The sequence below is a fragment of the Nitrospira sp. genome (assembly GCA_016788885.1).
Taxonomy (GTDB): Bacteria; Nitrospirota; Nitrospiria; order Nitrospirales; family Nitrospiraceae; genus Nitrospira_A.
This window is the reverse complement of record JAEURX010000006.1, coordinates 73,168-90,571: the sequence shown is the minus strand read 5'-3', so window position 1 is coordinate 90,571 and position 17,404 is coordinate 73,168. Positions and strand designations below refer to the sequence as shown.

The 17,404-nt window shown below is 60.0% G+C and carries 18 protein-coding genes; 9 read left to right on the top strand and 9 right to left on the bottom strand.

The genetic code is table 11. The features are described from left to right. Nucleotides 1-74: 74 nt before the first annotated feature. The 6 genes from sdhB (at nucleotide 75) to JNL86_00900 (ending at nucleotide 6,561) form a co-directional block, all read left to right on the top strand. Nucleotides 75-1,049 (top strand): succinate dehydrogenase iron-sulfur subunit, encoded by a 975-nt coding sequence (gene sdhB / locus JNL86_00925; protein ID MBL8041465.1) that lies wholly within the window; start codon nucleotides 75-77, stop codon nucleotides 1,047-1,049. A 5-nt stretch (nucleotides 1,050-1,054) separates the two neighbouring features. Continuing rightward, the gene (locus tag JNL86_00920) at nucleotides 1,055-1,495 is read left to right on the top strand and encodes an archease (GenBank protein ID MBL8041464.1); all 441 of its coding nucleotides are present in this window, start codon (nucleotides 1,055-1,057) and stop codon (nucleotides 1,493-1,495) included. 48 nt (nucleotides 1,496-1,543) lie between these two features. Beyond that, a complete protein-coding gene (locus JNL86_00915; protein ID MBL8041463.1) occupies nucleotides 1,544-2,995 on the top strand; it encodes an RtcB family protein in 1,452 nt (483 codons plus the stop codon). Nucleotides 2,996-3,081: 86 nt separating this feature from the next. After that, the gene (locus tag JNL86_00910; GenBank protein ID MBL8041462.1) at nucleotides 3,082-3,438 is read left to right on the top strand and encodes a PilZ domain-containing protein; all 357 of its coding nucleotides are present in this window, start codon (nucleotides 3,082-3,084) and stop codon (nucleotides 3,436-3,438) included. Between the two features lie 29 nt (nucleotides 3,439-3,467). Next, nucleotides 3,468-4,202, top strand: a complete 735-nt coding sequence (locus JNL86_00905; GenBank protein ID MBL8041461.1) for a hypothetical protein — start codon at nucleotides 3,468-3,470, stop codon at nucleotides 4,200-4,202. A 232-nt stretch (nucleotides 4,203-4,434) separates the two neighbouring features. After that, complete coding sequence (locus JNL86_00900; protein MBL8041460.1) at nucleotides 4,435-6,561, top strand: EAL domain-containing protein; 2,127 nt, start codon at nucleotides 4,435-4,437, stop codon at nucleotides 6,559-6,561. Here JNL86_00900 and JNL86_00895 read toward each other — a convergent pair. From JNL86_00895 to JNL86_00885, 3 genes are all read right to left on the bottom strand, one after another. Continuing rightward, a complete protein-coding gene (locus tag JNL86_00895; GenBank protein ID MBL8041459.1) occupies nucleotides 6,527-8,224 on the bottom strand; it encodes a tetratricopeptide repeat protein in 1,698 nt (565 codons plus the stop codon). The genes JNL86_00900 and JNL86_00895 overlap by 35 nt on opposite strands. A 102-nt stretch (nucleotides 8,225-8,326) precedes the next feature. After that, nucleotides 8,327-9,745 (bottom strand): Si-specific NAD(P)(+) transhydrogenase, encoded by a 1,419-nt coding sequence (gene sthA / locus JNL86_00890; GenBank protein ID MBL8041458.1) that lies wholly within the window; start codon nucleotides 9,743-9,745, stop codon nucleotides 8,327-8,329. Further along, the gene (locus tag JNL86_00885; GenBank protein ID MBL8041457.1) at nucleotides 9,745-10,614 is read right to left on the bottom strand and encodes an HDOD domain-containing protein; all 870 of its coding nucleotides are present in this window, start codon (nucleotides 10,612-10,614) and stop codon (nucleotides 9,745-9,747) included. The genes sthA and JNL86_00885 overlap by 1 nt, the downstream gene beginning before the upstream one ends. A 110-nt stretch (nucleotides 10,615-10,724) precedes the next feature. Here JNL86_00885 and JNL86_00880 point away from each other — a divergent pair, with 110 nt between their 5' ends. The 3 genes from JNL86_00880 (at nucleotide 10,725) to JNL86_00870 (ending at nucleotide 12,620) form a co-directional block, all read left to right on the top strand. Then, the gene (locus tag JNL86_00880) at nucleotides 10,725-11,252 is read left to right on the top strand and encodes a hypothetical protein (protein MBL8041456.1); all 528 of its coding nucleotides are present in this window, start codon (nucleotides 10,725-10,727) and stop codon (nucleotides 11,250-11,252) included. A gap of 130 nt (nucleotides 11,253-11,382) precedes the next feature. Further along, nucleotides 11,383-12,306, top strand: coding sequence for a CoB--CoM heterodisulfide reductase iron-sulfur subunit B family protein (locus JNL86_00875; protein ID MBL8041455.1), 924 nt, complete (start codon nucleotides 11,383-11,385; stop codon nucleotides 12,304-12,306). Next, a complete protein-coding gene (locus JNL86_00870) occupies nucleotides 12,303-12,620 on the top strand; it encodes a cupin domain-containing protein (GenBank protein MBL8041454.1) in 318 nt (105 codons plus the stop codon). The genes JNL86_00875 and JNL86_00870 overlap by 4 nt, the downstream gene beginning before the upstream one ends. Nucleotides 12,621-12,622: 2 nt before the next feature. Here the strand turns inward: JNL86_00870 and JNL86_00865 are convergent, their stop codons facing one another. The 6 genes from JNL86_00865 to JNL86_00840 form a co-directional block, all read right to left on the bottom strand. Further along, nucleotides 12,623-13,384, bottom strand: coding sequence for a DUF3365 domain-containing protein (locus JNL86_00865; protein ID MBL8041453.1), 762 nt, complete (start codon nucleotides 13,382-13,384; stop codon nucleotides 12,623-12,625). 19 nt (nucleotides 13,385-13,403) lie between these two features. After that, nucleotides 13,404-14,465, bottom strand: coding sequence for a transporter substrate-binding domain-containing protein (locus JNL86_00860; protein MBL8041452.1), 1,062 nt, complete (start codon nucleotides 14,463-14,465; stop codon nucleotides 13,404-13,406). Then, on the bottom strand, nucleotides 14,435-14,989 hold the full coding sequence (locus JNL86_00855) for a hypothetical protein (GenBank protein MBL8041451.1): 555 nt from the start codon (nucleotides 14,987-14,989) through the stop codon (nucleotides 14,435-14,437). Before JNL86_00855 ends, JNL86_00860 begins: the two co-directional genes overlap by 31 nt. A 137-nt stretch (nucleotides 14,990-15,126) precedes the next feature. Continuing rightward, nucleotides 15,127-15,474 carry a hypothetical protein gene (locus tag JNL86_00850; GenBank protein ID MBL8041450.1) on the bottom strand — a complete coding sequence of 116 codons (348 nt, stop codon included), beginning with the start codon at nucleotides 15,472-15,474 and terminating at the stop codon, nucleotides 15,127-15,129. A 114-nt stretch (nucleotides 15,475-15,588) separates the two neighbouring features. Further along, a complete protein-coding gene (locus tag JNL86_00845; GenBank protein ID MBL8041449.1) occupies nucleotides 15,589-16,560 on the bottom strand; it encodes a multicopper oxidase domain-containing protein in 972 nt (323 codons plus the stop codon). Between the two features lie 172 nt (nucleotides 16,561-16,732). After that, nucleotides 16,733-17,401: a Crp/Fnr family transcriptional regulator gene (locus tag JNL86_00840; protein ID MBL8041448.1), complete on the bottom strand. Its 669-nt coding sequence runs from the start codon at nucleotides 17,399-17,401 to the stop codon at nucleotides 16,733-16,735. Between the last annotated feature and the right edge of the window lie 3 nt (nucleotides 17,402-17,404).

The following is a 17,404-nucleotide window of genomic DNA, read 5'->3' as shown; positions in this document are numbered from 1 at the left end:
GGTAAACGGCCTCTCAACGGAGGTGCGGCTCCCGTTATCCGTTTCACGTTGTACGGTTCACGCCTCACGATTCTATGCGCCTGACCTTCACCATCCAGCGCTTCAACCCCGAAACCGACCAGCACCCGCACCAGGAAGACTATCGTCTCGACATCGGGCGAGGCATGACCGTGCTCGAGGGGCTCATCCGCATCAAGAACGAGTTGGACGGCCGCTTGGCGCTGCGCTATTCCTGCCGCTCTGCGATCTGCGGCTCCTGCGCCATGCAGATCAACGGCACGCAGAAACTCGCCTGTCGCACCTCTGTCCGCAAGGAATTGGAGCGTCACGGCAAAATCACGATCCAGCCCCTGCCGAATCTTCCGCTCATCAAAGACCTGGTCGTCGATATGGCGCCGTTCTGGGAGAAGATTCGAGCCGTGACACCCTGGCTGACGCCGGTCACCCATCCCACAAAGCGTTACGGGCCATCGGGGCAACTGCGGTTGCTGCCGGAGACCTACCAATTTCACAACGTAGATGCCTGCATTATGTGCGGGGCCTGCGTGGCCGCCTGTACCTCACACGAAGTGTCGAAGGGATTTCTCGGTCCAGCGGCGCTGGCCAAGGCGGCCCGATTTGTGGCAGACCCGCGCGAACCGTCGGACGCCAAACAGGTCCGGCTCTCAGCGCTCCAGGAAGACGACGGGATCTGGGATTGTACCCGCTGCAACATGTGTGTGCAGGTCTGTCCCAAAGACGTCCAACCGATGGAGGCGATCATTCGCTTGCGCCGCTCTTCACTGCGGCATGGCTTGACCACCGCCGAGGGCGCCCGCCACATCACCGGCTTTGTCGACCTCGTCCGGCAGGAAGGGCGCTTGAACGAGGCCTTGATGCCGCTGAAAGTGGTCGGCATCAATCTGCAACGCGTGTTGCACGTCATGCCGCTGGGCCTGCGTATGTTTTTCAAAGGCAAGGTTCCGCTGCCCTTCGGCCATACGATCCCGGGGATCGAGCAAGTCCGGGCGATCTTCTCCGCCGCGCGCCGCCGCGCCGGTCTCGGCTGACGCCCATGCCGGGCACCTTTCGATTCCTCGACGACATCGCGATAGCCGATATGGCCTTCGAGGCCGAAGGCGATTCATTGGCAGCGCTCTTCGAGGCCGCGACAGACGCACTCCTGCACAGCCTCGCCGATCCGGCCTCCGTCGCGCACACCTGGCACCGCACCGTCGATCTGTCCGAGCCGGACGTCGACACGCTGTTGTTCGAGTGGTTGGGACGATTGGTGTATCTCAAGGATGCGGAAGGCGTGGTGTTTCATCAGGCCGCACTACAGCTGACCCAGGAGGCCGACGGCTCGGCCTGGCATCTCCACGCGGACCTGAGCGGCGCGCCGGTCGATCCAGCCACGCAAGAACTTCGCTCGGACGTCAAAGGCGTGACGAAACATCTCTACGCGGTAACTCACGAAGGAAACCAGTGGACCACTCGGGTGGTGCTGGATGTCTGAAGCAGTGGTTCGTATGCTGTCGTGCTTGCCGAACAGTGAGGTACATCGATGAGGCTCAACACCGACATGCACGTCAACCGCATCGACGACTACCTGTGGGAAATTCCACCGACCGAAAAAGACGGCATGCTGGTCCCGGCGAGAATTTATGCGAGTCCAGCCATTCTCGGTTCCATGGATCGCGGGGTCTTCGATCAGGTCACCAACGTCGCCTGCCTGCCCGGCATCCATCGCTACGCGCTCTGCATGCCCGATGGCCACTGGGGGTACGGCTTTCCCATCGGCGGGGTCGCGGCGTTCGATCCTGAGGACGGTATCATCTCTCCTGGGGGAGTCGGGTACGACATCAACTGCGGCATGCGCTTGATCCGCACCGACCTGACCCTGTCCGAAGTGCAGCCGAAACTCGAATTGCTCATGACGGAATTGTTCCGACGAATTCCGGCCGGAGTCGGCTCGCGCGGCTTCGTCAATCTCAACCGGCGCGACTTCCGCGAGGTCTTGCGCAAGGGCGCGGGGTGGTGCATCGCCAAGGGCTACGGGTGGGAAGAGGATCTGGATCGCATCGAGGAACGCGGCTGCCTCGACGGCGCCGACCCGACGCACGTCACGGACTATGCGATTGAACGCGGCATCAACCAACTCGGCACCTTAGGATCCGGCAATCACTACTTGGAAGTGCAGGTCCTCTCCGACAAAGGTATCTTCGATCGGGAGACGGCCGCGGCAATGGGACTGACCGGTCATGATCAAATCGTGGTGATGGTCCATTGCGGCTCGCGCGGCTTCGGCCACCAAGTCGCGAGTGACTATCTGAAAATATTCGAGAAGGCGATGCGTCGCTACGGCATCGCCGTCAAGGATCAGCAACTCGCCTGCGCCCCCTTTCGTTCGCCGGAAGGACAAGAGTATTTCGGCGCGATGAATTGCGCCGCCAACACGGCGTTCGCCAACCGGCAGGTCATCACCCATCAAATCCGTGAGGCCTTCGCCGCCGTCTTCGACTCGACTCCGCACGCACTCGGCATGCACCTCATCTACGATGTGGCGCACAACATCGCCAAAGTGGAGCGGTATGGTGACGGGGAGTGGCTGGTGCATCGCAAAGGCGCCACCAGAGCGTTCGGCCCCGGCAGTCCGGAGCTGCCGGCTTGTTATCGAGACATCGGCCAGCCGGTGATTTGCGGCGGTTCGATGGAAACCGGCTCCTACCTCCTGGTCGGCACCGATCGCGCCATGCACGACACCTTCGGCTCAACCATGCACGGGTCCGGCCGCACCATGTCGCGCGCGCAGGCCAAACGCACGGTCCGCGGCGAACAGCTGCTCCGGGACATGAAACAACACGGCATTCTCGTGAAAGCCGTGTCCATGTCGGGCCTCGCCGAGGAAGCCGGACTGGCATACAAAAATATCTCCGACGTCGTAGAAACGGTGGACCAGGCGGGAATCACAAAAAAAGTGGCGGAATTGAAACCGATTGGCAATATAAAGGGCTAGCGCTGGATGCACGAGCGGGCAGGCAGCGGTCAGACATTGCCGATAGCATCGGGGAGCCATCACCCGTCGTTTCACGCCACATCATCATGGACCAACGCCGGCACCATCGTGTTTTCGTTCACTTCCAGAGCTCCTTTTCATCAGTCAACCGGGTAGACGGGGAAGGTCGCGTCGTCGATTTGTCCTTGTGCGGCTGCGGCATCGTCACGCCGGCGGCGGTGCATCCCGGTACGCTTCTGACGCTCCGCATCCATCAGCCGAATGACGAAACGCCGTTGACGGTCCAGCAAGCCGTGGTCCGCTGGTGCCGCGACGGGCGCGTCGGACTGGAGTTCGTCACCTTGGAGCCAGACCACTGGATTCGCCTGCAAGCCCTCGTCAAAAATCTCACCAAGCAACCTTACGAACGCGCCAACGAGAGAGAAGAAGGTCCGGCTATTTGACTGCGCTTTCCCGTTGAGGAGGAGACAGCATGACCGACTCGCCCGTTTCCGCATCGCGATTGCCTCGCACCTGGCTTCCCGCGGTCCTGATCAGTGCCCTCGTCTCAGGATGCTGCGCTGCGGCGCTCTATCACCTGCTGGCGGAACATGACCGCTCCCTGGTCTCCCAGCGTAATGCCTCAGCCGTCATGGCGACGGAGCACAGCGCCCATGCCACGGCAAGAACCCTGGCCTGGTTCATCGAATCGTTAGGCGGCGAGAGCCTGGCTGCAATCCAGCAGACCCTGGAAGAGCATGCGCAGCAGGCAAGTCTGCTGTCTTCCGCCATCATCACCGAGGACAACGTGATTGTGGCCGCAGGCAATCCCGCCGCCATCGGCACCCGCCTGCAAGATCCGGCCTGGCTGAATGCACGCCGGAGCCAAGGCAGCGTCATCATGCTCGGGATGGAGAAGGGGAAGCCGGCGCTTATCGTAGTCGAGCCGATTCGCCGCGACAACCGGATTGCTGGCTGGGTCAGACTGGCCGCGGTTGCGCCCCAGGAGGCGGCGACCGCACGATCGGAGGACGATCTGGCTCGTGACGTCGCCCTGGTGATCGTGCCGCTGCTGCTCGTGATGGTCACGCTCCTGATGCTGACCATGGGAGGGCTCATGAGCCGGGTCCGGAAGCTGCTCACCGGCATTGTGCTCGAGGCGAGAGCGCAGATGCCACAGCCCCTCGACGCGGGGATCGACACGCAGGGCCGGGGCGGTCTGGCGTAACCGACCAGAGCGGACCGCTTTTCCCTGAGCTCCTTTGACTCAGGGAGATTTCTTCGGGCGGCACGGCCACCACAACTGCTAATTCTCTGGCACTTCCACAAAACTTTGATAGGCTGGTATGAGCGTATGGCACAAGCGGCGTTTCGGTTGCTCCGGACTCCAGCACCCGGGCCGATAGCGACTTACATGCCGATGCCCGGCACCATCTCCATGTTCGAATGAGACTGACCGTATGACTCAAGCCCGCCCGACCATTTTGATCGCCGACGATGACCCTCTGACGCGGTTGTTCGTGAAGAATGCCCTGGAACCTGCCGGCATGGTCGTCATCGAAGCGACCGGCGGCAAGGATGCGCTGGCCAAGTTTGAAGCGCTTCCGTCGGATCTCGTCATTCTCGACATCATGATGCCCGAGGTGGACGGGTACTTAACCTGTTCCCGGATTCGCTCACTGCCACGCGGCAAACGGATTCCCATTTTGATTCTCACCGGCTTGGACGATGTGAACTCCATCGCCCAGGCCTACCAGCACGGCGCCACCGATTTCATCACGAAGCCGGTCAATGCCACGATTCTGTGCCATCACGTCCGCTACATGCTCCGCACCAACAACGTCCTGCACGCATTGATCCGGAGCGAATCCCGACTGGAACTGGCGCAACGTATCGCTCGCATCGGCAACTGGGATTGGAACCCCAAGACGAATCGTTTCGCCATGTCGAACGAACTGTGCCGGCTGGTCGGCGTGCGCCCGCAGGATTTCACCGGCACCTTCGAGGCGTTTCTCACTCTCGTGCATCCGGACGATCGTGAGCTGGTCACCGGTGCGCTGCAGCAGCTGGTCGCCCAACATACCCCCTGCGACATCGATCATCGGATCGTGCTGCCGAACGGCACGGACTTCGTCATCCATCTGCAGGCCGAGGCGGTGCGGGAAGAGGAAATAGATGAGGTCACGGTCATCGGGACGGCCCAGGACATCACCGAACGCAAACAGGCGGAACGGGCCATCCATCAGCTGGCTTACTATGACAGTCTGACAGGCTTGGCCAACCGCGTCCTGTTCAAGGACCGGCTCTCAAATGCCATCTCCTATGCCGCGCGACACCAGCAACACCTCGCCACGCTGTTTATCGACTTGGATCGCTTCAAAATCATCAACGATACGCTCGGCCACACGGTGGGCGACATGCTCCTGACCCACGTTGCGGAACGGTTGAGCGAGTCGGTCCGGCAGAGTGACTCGGTCAGCCGGCATGCCGACCATGAACCGATGCACGCCCTCGCCCGACTCGGCGGCGACGAATTCACCATTCTCCTGACGTCCTTGCCGCAACCGGAGGATGCGGGGCGGGTCGCCCGGCGCATTTTGGAATCGTTGGCGCACCCGTTCGTCATCGAGGGACACGAAATTTTTATTTCGGCCAGTATCGGCATTTCGATCTATCCGTCCGACGGCTCCACAGTCGAAGCGCTGCTCAAGAACGCCGACACCGCGATGTACCATGCGAAGGAACAGGGCCGGAACAATTGCCAGTTTTATTCATCCGGGCTCAACGCCGCGGCGGCCGATCGCCTGGACTTGGAAAATGAACTGCGTCGCGCCTTGGAGCGGGAAGAGTTCGTCGTCTTCTATCAGCCGAAGCTCAACATCCACTCCAGAAAAATCCTGGGGGCTGAAGCGTTGGTGCGATGGAAACATCCCAAGCGCGGCCTGGTGCCGCCCGGCGTCTTCTTGAATGCGGCGATCGACACCGGACTCATTCGCTCCATGGATGAATGGGTGTTGCGTGAAGCCTGCCGCCAAGTGAAGACCTGGGAGAACGCCGGTCTTCCCGCCATCTCGATTTCGGCCAACGTCTCCAACTCGCTGTTCCATGGCAGGACGCTCCCGGCCACTGTGGCCGACGCGTTGCGGGATTCCGGCTTGAACCCCGCACAGCTCGAACTCGAGCTGACCGAATCCATCGCGATGCGGGATGTCGAAGCCTCCGTCACCATGCTGGAAGGGTTGCGGACCATGGGCGTGCGCCTGTCGATCGATGACTTCGGGACCGGGTATTCGTCCTTGAGTTATCTCCAGCGGTTTCCGCTGAGCCGGTTGAAAATCGATCAATCGTTCGTGCGAGACCTGCTGACGAACGAAAACAACGTGAAGATCACGCGCGCCATTATCGCGATGGCGCACAGCTTAAATCTCTCGGTGCTGGCCGAAGGCGTGGAAACGGAAGGGCAGTTGGCACGGTTACGGGAAGAAGGGTGCGACGAGGTGCAAGGGTACCTGTTCAGCCGCCCGGTCTGCGCGGAGGATTTCGAGAAGCTGCTCAGGGGCGATGTCGATGCCCGTACAGCAGCGTGACGTTGATCCGCCGATTCGTGAATCCCTCCTTGAAGGCAATGTCGTCGGTTTCGTGAAACAAATCTGAGTTGAACAACACCGCCCGGTTGGCGCGGTAGGGAATCGTGATCTCGCGCGCCCCCTGCTCCTTCAGCCACTCGTAGATCCGGCCGCGCGCGCTGTCGCTGTTGTACGTCTTGAAGTCCCAGTCCCTCGGCGCTTCCTTGTCCCACACCACTAGCCCCCCGCTCGCAGGATCGAGATTCGCTTCGTCCGGAGTAATCCAGAAATTGACGTTCACGGCGGCCGCATCGGCATGGATATTCAAGCCGCGCCTGGCGCTGTCGTGCTTAAAAGCCCAGGCCTGCGTGAGGCGGTGTGCACCGAAAATGCCCGGCAGCCGCCGGCGAAGTTCCTCCGCGATTTGCAGCAGCAGGGGAGTCGCAAAACCGTCACCCAGAAACGCCCCGATGTACCCGTTCTCGTAGTCTTTCTTCCAGATCGTCGAGGACAAACAGAACTCCCGCAGCCGCCGCAACGCCTCCTCGGACAATAGTCCATCGATATGCGTGACCTCCGGCTGTGTCGAGAGGTACCGCGCTTCAATCGCGGCCGTGTCCAAATCAGCCGCCAACGCTCCCTCCGCGATCGCCTCACAGGACGCGAGGTGCAGCATTCGATTAAACGAGGGGGCAATCTGCTGAAGATCGGCAGGGGAAACCGGCACCCGGTTTCCCGCACTTGAGCCGGTCGCCGGCTCCACATGCGCCTGCAAGCGGAGCAGCGCGTCATGGTATCCACGCCATTCTTCCCCAAGGAGACCTCGGTCAAAAAGATAGGCGAGCTGCTCGGCGTCATGCTTCAGTCGGGAGCGGAAGACCGCCGTGTCGGTGACCGGGCGGCCCTGCGCATGTTTGGCCTGGGCCGTCTCGCGAAAACAGCGCAATGCCTGAGGCGTGTCCTCACGCCAGATCCAGGCGATTCCCAGGTTGTAGAGGGCGGTGCCATAGCCGGGATGGGCCTGCAGCGCACGTTCGAAACTTCGGATGGCCTCGTCGGTGTGTCCTTGCTCCAAGAGGACGAGCCCGAGGTTGTTGTGTGCCTCGGCGTGATTCGGCTTCAGCGCGATGGCGCGACGGTAGGCATCAGCGGCCGCATCGATTCGTCCCTGTTCTTTCAGGACCACCCCGAGATTGTTATGCGCTTCGGCATGGTCAGGTTTGAGCCGAATGACCTCTTCGTACGTGGCCTGCGCCTCGGGAAGTCGACGGAGGTCTTTGTAGGCGTTGCCGAGGTTCGTGCGAGGTTCGATATACCGGGGATTGAGTTGGATGGCGCGGCCGTAGGCGTCCACTGCTTCGGCCAACAGTCCGGCACGCTGTAGGACGACACCGTGATTGAAACAATAGACCGGATTGCGAGTATCGATCGCGCGGGCCTCTGCAAGCCGGGACACCGCTTCTCTGAGGTGTCCCCGCCGATAGAGGAGGAGCCCTAGTCCGTGAAGGGCATCAGGGTTTGACGGGCGCCGGTCCAGCAGGAGGCGATAGCCGCGCTCCGCTTCGTCTAACCGACCGGCCTGGTGATGCAACTGCACGTCACGCAGAAAGGCCGACTCATCGGCGGCATGCTTCGCATGCTTGCCGTGCAATTTTTCTTCGCGGCGCCGCTCCTCACGGTTCATGCGAACACCCTCCAGTGATCGGACGACCGGCCGACCCGGAGAGTAGCGCACATTGGGTGTGGGGGTCAAAGCAGAAGGGAAGAGGGAGGACCAGAACAGACGTTACGCGGCTTTAGCGTTCTCCTGTCGTTTGCGGCGCTGACCCAAAATATCGAGGGCGGCGACGCGATACGCTTCGGCGAACGTGGGAAAGCCAAAAATGGTATCGATGAAGCGATCGATCGTCGCACCGTCCTGCAAGGCCATCTGTCCCAAGTGGATCAGTTCGGTGGCATGTTCACCGACAATTTGCACACCGAGGAGGCGTTCGCCCGAAGGATCGGTGACGAGTTTCAACAGGCCCTCACAGGCACCGGTAATCTGCCCCTTGGCGATTTCCGTAAACGGAGCACGGCCCACGAGAGGTCCGCGGTAGCGGGCCGCGGCTTGCTCCTCATCGAGCCCAATGGAGGCAATTTCAGGGATGGTATAGATCCCGATGGGAACCTGGTTGACCGATTCTCCGACCGGCAGCCCCAACGCCTGACTGACGGCCCGACGTCCATCCTCCATGGCCTGCGACGCCAAGGCCGGGGGACGACCCAACATGTCACCTGCTGCATAAATGTGCGGTACCGCCGTTTGCCCATGATCGTCCACCGGCAGCAGCCCCTTCTCATTCAACGACAGGCCCGCGGCCTCCAGATTCAGTTCCTCGACATTCGGTTGACGCCCGAGGGCCACCAGCATCTTTTCACTCTTGACCACCATGCCGTTAGCCAACCGCGCGACGACGGACGAGACCCCGTCCCACGCGACTTCGGTCACCGTCTGGCCGAGGTAAAACCGTCCGCCCTGGCGCTCAAGACCACGCTGGAACACAGAGACAATCTCCGGATCCATGAACGACAGCGGCCTCTTGGCTCGATCGATGAGCGTGACCTCGACCCCGAGCAACGCAAACGTCGATGCATACTCACAGGCGATCGGCCCGCAACCCAGGACGGTCAGAGAGCGGGGCAGGTAGATCATCGACAGGATCGAATCGCTGTCCAACACATGTTCATGATCAACGGGAGCCTCGGGAACCGAGCGAGGCCGCGATCCCGTTGCCAACACAATGGTTTCAGCAAGCAGGGTTTGTGAGGCCCCATCGACGGTTTCCAACTGCACTTCGTGGGGCGACACCAGACGCGCACGGCCATGCCGATAGGTCACGCCGTTACGAGAGAGTTGATCGGCCATATAACATTCGTGGGCCTTGACCACTTCGTCCAAGCGGTGCAGGAGCACGGTCATGGGCAGATCGAGCCGCAGCCGTCCCTCGAACACTTCACTCGACCGTTTGAGACGTTCGAACTGGAGCGCGGTCTCGCGTAAGGTCTTGCTGGGAATGGTACCCCGGTAGACACAGTTGCCGCCGATTCCCTGTTCCTGTTCGATCAGGACGACCTTCTTGCCGGCCTTGGCCCCTTGAATGGCGGACTTTTGACCGGCGGGACCGCTCCCGACCACCACGATGTCGTAGGCACTGGCCGGCATCATAACGGCATCGCCTCCACGACGGCGCGGACCTTGTCTTTATGGGCCAGTAACGCATCCACATCTTTGGGGTAGAGGTTCAGATCGGCGAAGATCACATGCTCACGCACGGTGGCTTCATCCATGCTGTCAGGGTCGAGAAAATGTTTGGCCAATCGACCGGCGAGGCAGGTAGTCATACATTCCTGCTTGGCGGTTTTGGCATATTGGTAGTCCACATGAAACCCGATAGACTCCACGACCGGCGGCGGCAAACCCCAATCGTCTGCAACCAGAAGTCCGACCTGGATGTAATACCCGTCCAGGAGTTGATGCACCAACTCCTTGCTGAGAGTACTGCCCTGTTCCTTGGACAAGGCCACCAGGGTCTGTAAGACCACGGGACGACCGATCCCATGCAACAGGCCACACAGGTAGGCGCTTTCGACATTGAACCGCCGCATGCGTGCAATTTCCTTGGCATAGGCACCGCTGGCGAGTGAATAGTGCCAGAGGCTCTTGACTTCATCATCCCATCCCGGCACTTTGAAGGCACTGCCTTTGATGGACGCGGAGAAGGCCAGTTCGGACATCAAATTCATGCCCAACATGGACACGGCATGTTGCAGCGAAACAACCGGGTTCCGGGTCATGTAGGCCGGAGAATTGGCGATGCGAATCACGTGGGCGGCGAGAGCCTGGTCCTGGTGAATCAGCTCGGCGAGCTTGGCCGCCTCGGCATCGGGATCGTAGACCATCGCCAGAATCCGTGACGCCACCTGCGGCAAGAGCGGCAGTTCGATGGCGCCCTTACGGATCCGTTCGATCAGCAGTTGTTCCAGAGAATCAGTGGGTACGGGGGTTGTCGCTTGAGGAAGTTCAGCACTCATAGGTCTTACACCACCGGTCAGGGTTGCGAGACAATTTTTGTTGTAAATCCTTTTCGGCTCTTCTTGCCGAAAACATTAACCGCCCTTGCAATGGGGAAAGGGCATAGAACATGCTCAATGCATTGAGGAATTCCACTCCCATTCGCGCCAACCTGCGCCAGGCTTTTGACCCAGGCCGTGCTACCCGCCGGACTGTCAGCAGGGCCGTCCTGTGCTGGATTGTTCTGGGCCTCTCGCTCATTGCGGGCGGTGCCGAGGGCCGTGCTGCCGCAGACCAGCCACAACCGTCGACAACGGACAAGGTCCTTCAGGAGACGAAGGAGGCGGTCGAGTCCACAAAGCAGTACACACTGCAGCAGAAAGAATCGTTTCAAAAGACGTTCCAGGCCGAGTTGGCCGAGATCCAGATCAAGATCGCCGAGTTGCAAAAGAAAACCAATGCCGCCTCGGTGGAAGCCCGATCCGACTTACAGAAGGCACTGCTGGATCTCGAACGCAAGAAAGACGAGGCGAGAAAACAGTTCGACGAGGTGAGCCAATCAACCAGTTCAGGCTGGAACAAACTGAAAGAGAACCTGAACCACACGCTCGACGATTTGAAGAAGAGTTATAAAGAGACCGTGTCCAAACTTCCGTAACCAAGGTCCACGTGCCAACGTACCAACGCCTTCCTGCGTGTTCCTGAATCCGCCGGCTCCACGCTATTCACGGAGGGGGGAAATAGGCTATGGTGGCGCAGACAGAACATACTACGACACGACGAGACCCATGCCGCTGAAATTTGCCCTCTACCCCGGTTGTGCCGCCAAAGGTGCAACGCCTGAACTCTATCAATCGACGATGGCGATCGTCGGACGCCTCGGCATCGAAGTCGTTGAACTGGCAGCCTCGTCCTGTTGCGGAGCCGGCGTTATTGGAGAAGCGGACCCGGACCTTGCCCTGGCCTTGAACGCCCGCACCTTTGCGCAGGCCGAGCGGATGGGGCTGGACGTGATGACTATTTGCGGCACCTGCCAGGGGGTGATGAGCGCCGCCAATCGCCGCCTGAAGAGTGAACCCGCCACCCTTGAGCGGGTGAATAAGATCCTCGCGCAGGACGGCATCTCCTACGGCGGCGGCGTGCAGGTGAAACATCTCTTGTGGATCGCGGTCCGCGATCTGGGACTCAGCCGCATCACTGACACCGTCCGGTCGCCGTTTCGCGAGTTCCGTATCGCTCCCTTCTATGGCTGCTACATGCTCCGCCCCTCGTGGGAACTGGGCTTCGATGATCCCGAGAATCCCAGCTCGTTGGAGAAAATCATTCGCGCCGTCGGCGGAGAACCGGTCGCCTACGCAGGCCGGACCAAATGTTGCGGCTTCCCGATTATCTTGGAGAAGGAGGCCATCGCGGTGGCCATGGCCGGGACCAATATGAAAGACGCGAAGGATCACGGCGCGGATTTCATGGTGACACCCTGTCCGCTCTGCCACATGAGCTTGGATATCTATCAGGAGCGCGCGGGGCGGGCGGTGAAGACCGACCTGAATCTTCCCATTCTCCATCTCCCGCAATTACTCGGGCTCGCCATGGGGATTCCCCCGCAAGACCTGGGGCTCTCACGCCATCTGATTTCAGTCGATCGTATCGTGACTCGTTTGCAGCAGCCGAATACTCCACATTCATCCTTACCCGCGGAGCCCAGGACATGAAGGTCATCGCCCTCTCGGATTTTCAGCAGTTCAGCCAAGAGAAAATGAAAAAAAATAACCTCTTCGAGACCCCCAGGTTCTTTTGCGACATGTATTGTTTTGAACCGGGGCAGGAACAGAAGGGGCATATACACGGCGAACAGGATAAGGTCTACGTCGTGCTGGAAGGCGAAGGTACGTTTCAGGTCGGCGCGGAAAAGCGTGTCTTGGGAGCGGGCCAGGGAACCATGGCAGCGGCAGGTGAGGAACATGGCGTGAAGAATCACAGCGCGCAGCGTTTGAAAGTGCTCGTGTTTGTCGCGCCGAATCCTTGAGGTTATCGGACTCCGAGCGGTGCGGTGACCGTGATGGCTCCGGCAAGATCACCTTCTTTATGCCCTTCTTTGGGATACCCGGAGATGTCGAGATCGCCTTTCGGCTCACCATGACAAGCCAGACAGTCTTTCGCATAATAAATCGGCATGACGACCCGCAAGGTGCGTCCTTCTTCCGTCAACTCACTCACATAGGCCTCCGCTCGCGGCCTGGCCGATAGCCATTTCAACACTGACGCTTCGTATTCGTCCGGCTCATTTTTTGGATTCCGTGCTTGAACGGCGGTCTGCTTCAGCCGCACATGCGCGGCTTTGGAGAACCGCGCTGACGCCTGACTGCCATAGGTGGCCGGAATAAAATTCTTGTAGCCGATGCCGCGCTGATTGATGACGACCTGCGCGTCGCGTATGACTTCCCGACTGGCCTGGACCAACGCAGGCAGTAGCTCCTTCGCCAAGGGCGGAATGAGAATGGACACCGGCGCCGTCGGCAGGGCCCTCAGATCAATCCCTGTCTTCGCCTGAAACTCCCGCACCAATTGCTGCTCGAATAATTCCGGCGTGAAGCCTTTGTCGCCCTGGTGAGGATCATCGATCAACGATTGGTTACGCTCGATGACGGCCCGCCCGGATTCCAGAAGTTTCGCCAGCAAGCGCGCCGTTTCCTCTGCCTCGGCTCGCTCGACCGCCAAGCCAAGCGCGGGCTGCAAGGAGATGAACAGCACCGCCGCAACCAGAATCCATCGTGCAGGACTTCTCATCATCGTTCTCCTCTTCATACGGTCATGACCTGGGCTTGATTCGACAGGTGCCCTGGATATAGTGAGACGCCATCTTCTCCACATCGAAGGGCAATCCTTCCAAGGAGGCCCGCCGGGGAAAGGCATACTCCTCTTCAAGCCAGCGTTTGCGCATCGCATTCAGGCGGCCGGATTCGTCGAGTTTTAACAACAGATCGTTCACCAGCCAGCGCAAGCGATAACTTTCTTCGGCTACCACGACCCCGTAATCGGCCTTCGTCAAGAACAAGGGACGGCCGTTTTCACGCGTCAGGAGCGACCAGTCTTTGCGAACCCGCTTGACCATGTACTCCAATACCGGTTGGGCGCCCAGAATGATGTCGATACGCGGCTCGGTCTGGGCATCGGCATATTCGAGGGCCGCAGGCAGGGAGTCGCAGACGATCAGGCGGTTTGCGTCCCCGTTCGCCTCGGCATAGTAGTAGGCGCTCGTTTCATCCTGTACCGCTATCGTCAGCCCGTCCAACGCATGGCTCGTGGCCGCCAGCCGGTCGGCTGCGGGATGCATTGCCTGATCTCGAACATTCGCTCGCACTCGTTCCGACACGCCTGCACTCGTGGTGATCCCGCTGATGCCTCCGCCGTAAAAATAGGGGAGAGAATAGGCGACGCCGGCACGGGAAGGGGCGGGGGTATTCGTCGCCACAGCCGACACGAACCAATCCAAATGTCCTTCATTCAGGAGCCGGAAGAGATCCCGGAAGCGCACAAGATGCAGGACGGGTATTACCGGTTGTCCGCACCGCCGCGAGAGTTCGTCGGTCATGGCTCGCGTCAGTTCGACATCGAGCCCCGTCACGCGAGCCCCTTCGTCCGTCCAGATCGTCGGAAAGACGAAGGGCCGGAATGGCTCCATCGCCAAGCCGACCTGGACGCGCCCGCGCTCACAAATGATATCCACTTTGCTGCCGGCCACCGGCCAGACCCGTTCGACCGCATCGATGAGCAGCCCGCAGCCGGACAGCGACAGACTGAGCAGTCCCAGCCAGACGGCCGTGCACCATGACCACTTGATTAGAATCGCACACCTGTCAGGAAGACCCATTGTTGCGCCTGGCCTGCTTCCCCTCGAAAATCCACCCCGTACTGACTGTACTGCACGCTGATATCAACCGACAGACTCTGTGCGACCGGAAATCGCACCCCGACCTGACCACCAATCAAATGCCCTGGCGCATGGTTTCCCGGACCGGGCAGGACACCTCCGGCCAGCATCCCGACGTACGGCACCGCCCGGTCCTCCAATGGCCCGAACAGCACATGGCGGATCATGCGGCTGATCGGCTTGTGTTTCGGAAAATCCAGGATGTCGATGAAGTTGTTCCAGCGGGGATTGAGAAACAGGGAATGTTGGTCGGTGCTGAATTCCTGCGTGTGAATGCTGAAGAATTGATAGATGGTCCGAACCTCGACATTGCCGTAGCGTAACGCCGTGATCCCGAGTTGCACGCCGATCTCACGATCATCGGGGGCAAACGTCTGCTGCCGCAGCATCACATCGACGTTGAAGGGACGGATAGGAAATTCGAGGACCGCTTCCTGAGCGACCACTGCCGTGACAGAGAGCATCCAGGCTCCGGCCGTTACAGCCAGCCAGCAGGATACGGTTCTCCATGTGTGCCGCGTGGAGCCTGTCGTTCGCATGACAGATCTTCGGGTACGCGTGGTCCAGTCTATCTGATCAGGCAATAGGATGCACGCGCAGTTTATCGCTCAGCCGGTGAAGACCGGGCGGAGATACATGACTTCATGATCTCCGCCTGACAACGCACGCCATTGAGCGCATGACGACGTGCGGCCGCCAGGAGATCCTCCGGAGTCACTGCGCCGCTCAGGACATCGACCAGTGCATGATCAGGAACGCTCTCCAAGTCCACGCGGGTGACGCCTGCTACTTGAGCCAGCTCCGCAACGAGAATCCGATGGGAGGAGGGACAGTCTTGGCCGGACAAGAAGAGCGCCACTCGCTCTCGCGAGGTGTCGGCACTGACCGGACTCACGAGGCACCCGACGGATAGGAGTAAGCAGTTCAGCGTCATCCCAGGACATCGCATCGGCATCTCCCAGAAACCACGATCCATGAATAAATGGTGTCGTCATGATGTGTCTCTCATTCGTAACCGGCCGGCCCGGTGGGGCCGGCCGGATCATTCTCTACCAGACCCGGATTACTTCGCCGGTAATTCCCACGGCACCATCGGCATCAACGGCGCCGGCTTCGCATCCGGGCCCGCCAGCAACACCGCAATCGCGCCGCGCAACGCACCGGTCAAGGAATGCGTCACGAGCGGATAAGCCCCGGCAGATTCCACCACGACATCAAACGTGGCCGCGCTGCCCGGTCCCACCACATAGGTCTGCACGCCCTTCAGGTTGTTGGCAGGATTGCCGCTCTCGTACACGTTGTCCCAAATCTCGCCGATCGGGTGGAACGAGGAGAACTCGTTCGGGCCGGCGTTGACGAAATAAATCCGCACGCGCTCCCCCGGCTTGGCATCCAGTTTTCCCCCGCCGGTCACAAACGGGTGATACTTGAAGATGCCGCCGTTGAACAGCATGCCGTCGTACTTGCGGTCGAACATCGCCTGGACATCATTCGGATTCTTGTAGAACTCAGACTGCACCAACACATATTCCCGATCCGCTTTCGGCCACACCTTCTCATCCTTGGGATCGACAATGATCGCGCCGAACATGCCGCGCGCGACGTGTTGGATCATGGGTGGAGCCCCGCAGTGATAGAAGAACACGCCCGGCTTCTTCGCCGTAAATGTGAAACTGATGCTTTCACCGGCGTTGACCGCCCGATAATTTTTCAGAAAATCGATCTCCGCCGCGTGGAAGTCCATGGCATGCGGATTCTTGTTGGTTTCCGGATTGGTCAACGTGAAATTGATGGTATCGCCTTCCGTCACCCGCACGACCGGGCCGGGAAACTGCCCGTTGAACGTCCAGGCGGCATACTTCTCGCCGCCGCCGTCGATGACAATATCCGTCTCCACGGCGGTCATCTTGACCTCATGGGTCTTGGCCTGGGCCGACAGGGTCATTCCTGCCACCAACCCCAGGGCCATGCCCATGCTCAACGCCGCCTTCACCCCTCCGCCTTTTCGTTCATGGTTCTCACTACGTGGTTGCATCAGTGCCTCCAGATTCCATCAGGTTGACTCGGCGCCCGGGAACGCGTTGCTCCCGGATCCACATTCGTCGCGCTCGAATGCTGCGCCACTGCCTGCACCATACGGGAAGGATGATCAACAAAACATGATAATTGTCATGTTTTGAAGAATAGACCCGTTGTCGTGAAAATAATTACGTGGAGGCGAGGAGTCTGAGTTTGGGAAGATCCCGGATGACGAGACGGGCAGCCGTTCCGGACACCAGCCGATCTTTCTTAAACCGCGCCATGATCCGGATGGCGGTTTCAGTGGTCACGCCGACCATATTCGCCATATCCTGACGCGTCAGACGAACGGTCACTCGAATTCCGTTGGGGTCCTTGATCCCGCTGCGTTCGGCGAGATTCACCAGGAGCGATGCGAGCCGCTGATCGGCCCGGTCGAGCGCGAGCACCTTGGCCTTTTCCTGCGCCTCGTTGAGCCGGTTGCCGAGGTAGCGAATGACCTCCATGGCCGCATCCGGATTGGCACGGAGCATCTTGAAGTAGACCTCTTTCCTCATACGCAGGACACTGACGTCACCCATCGGCTGAGCGGTGCCCGGATGGTAGGCCCCGTCGAACGTTGCGGCGTCGCAGCAGAACAGATCGCCGGGCATGAGCACCTTCAGCGTACACTCTTTGCCATCGAGCGACGACTTGACGCACTTCACCGACCCTTCCTTCACAATGTGGAAGTATTCGGTCGGATCACCCTCGCGGAAGATGTATTCGCCCTTGCCGTAGCGAGTTTCTGTCATTTCGCCCAAGACCTTTTGGCGATCCTGGGCGCTGAGAATCTGGAGGAGGGGAATCTGATTCAACCC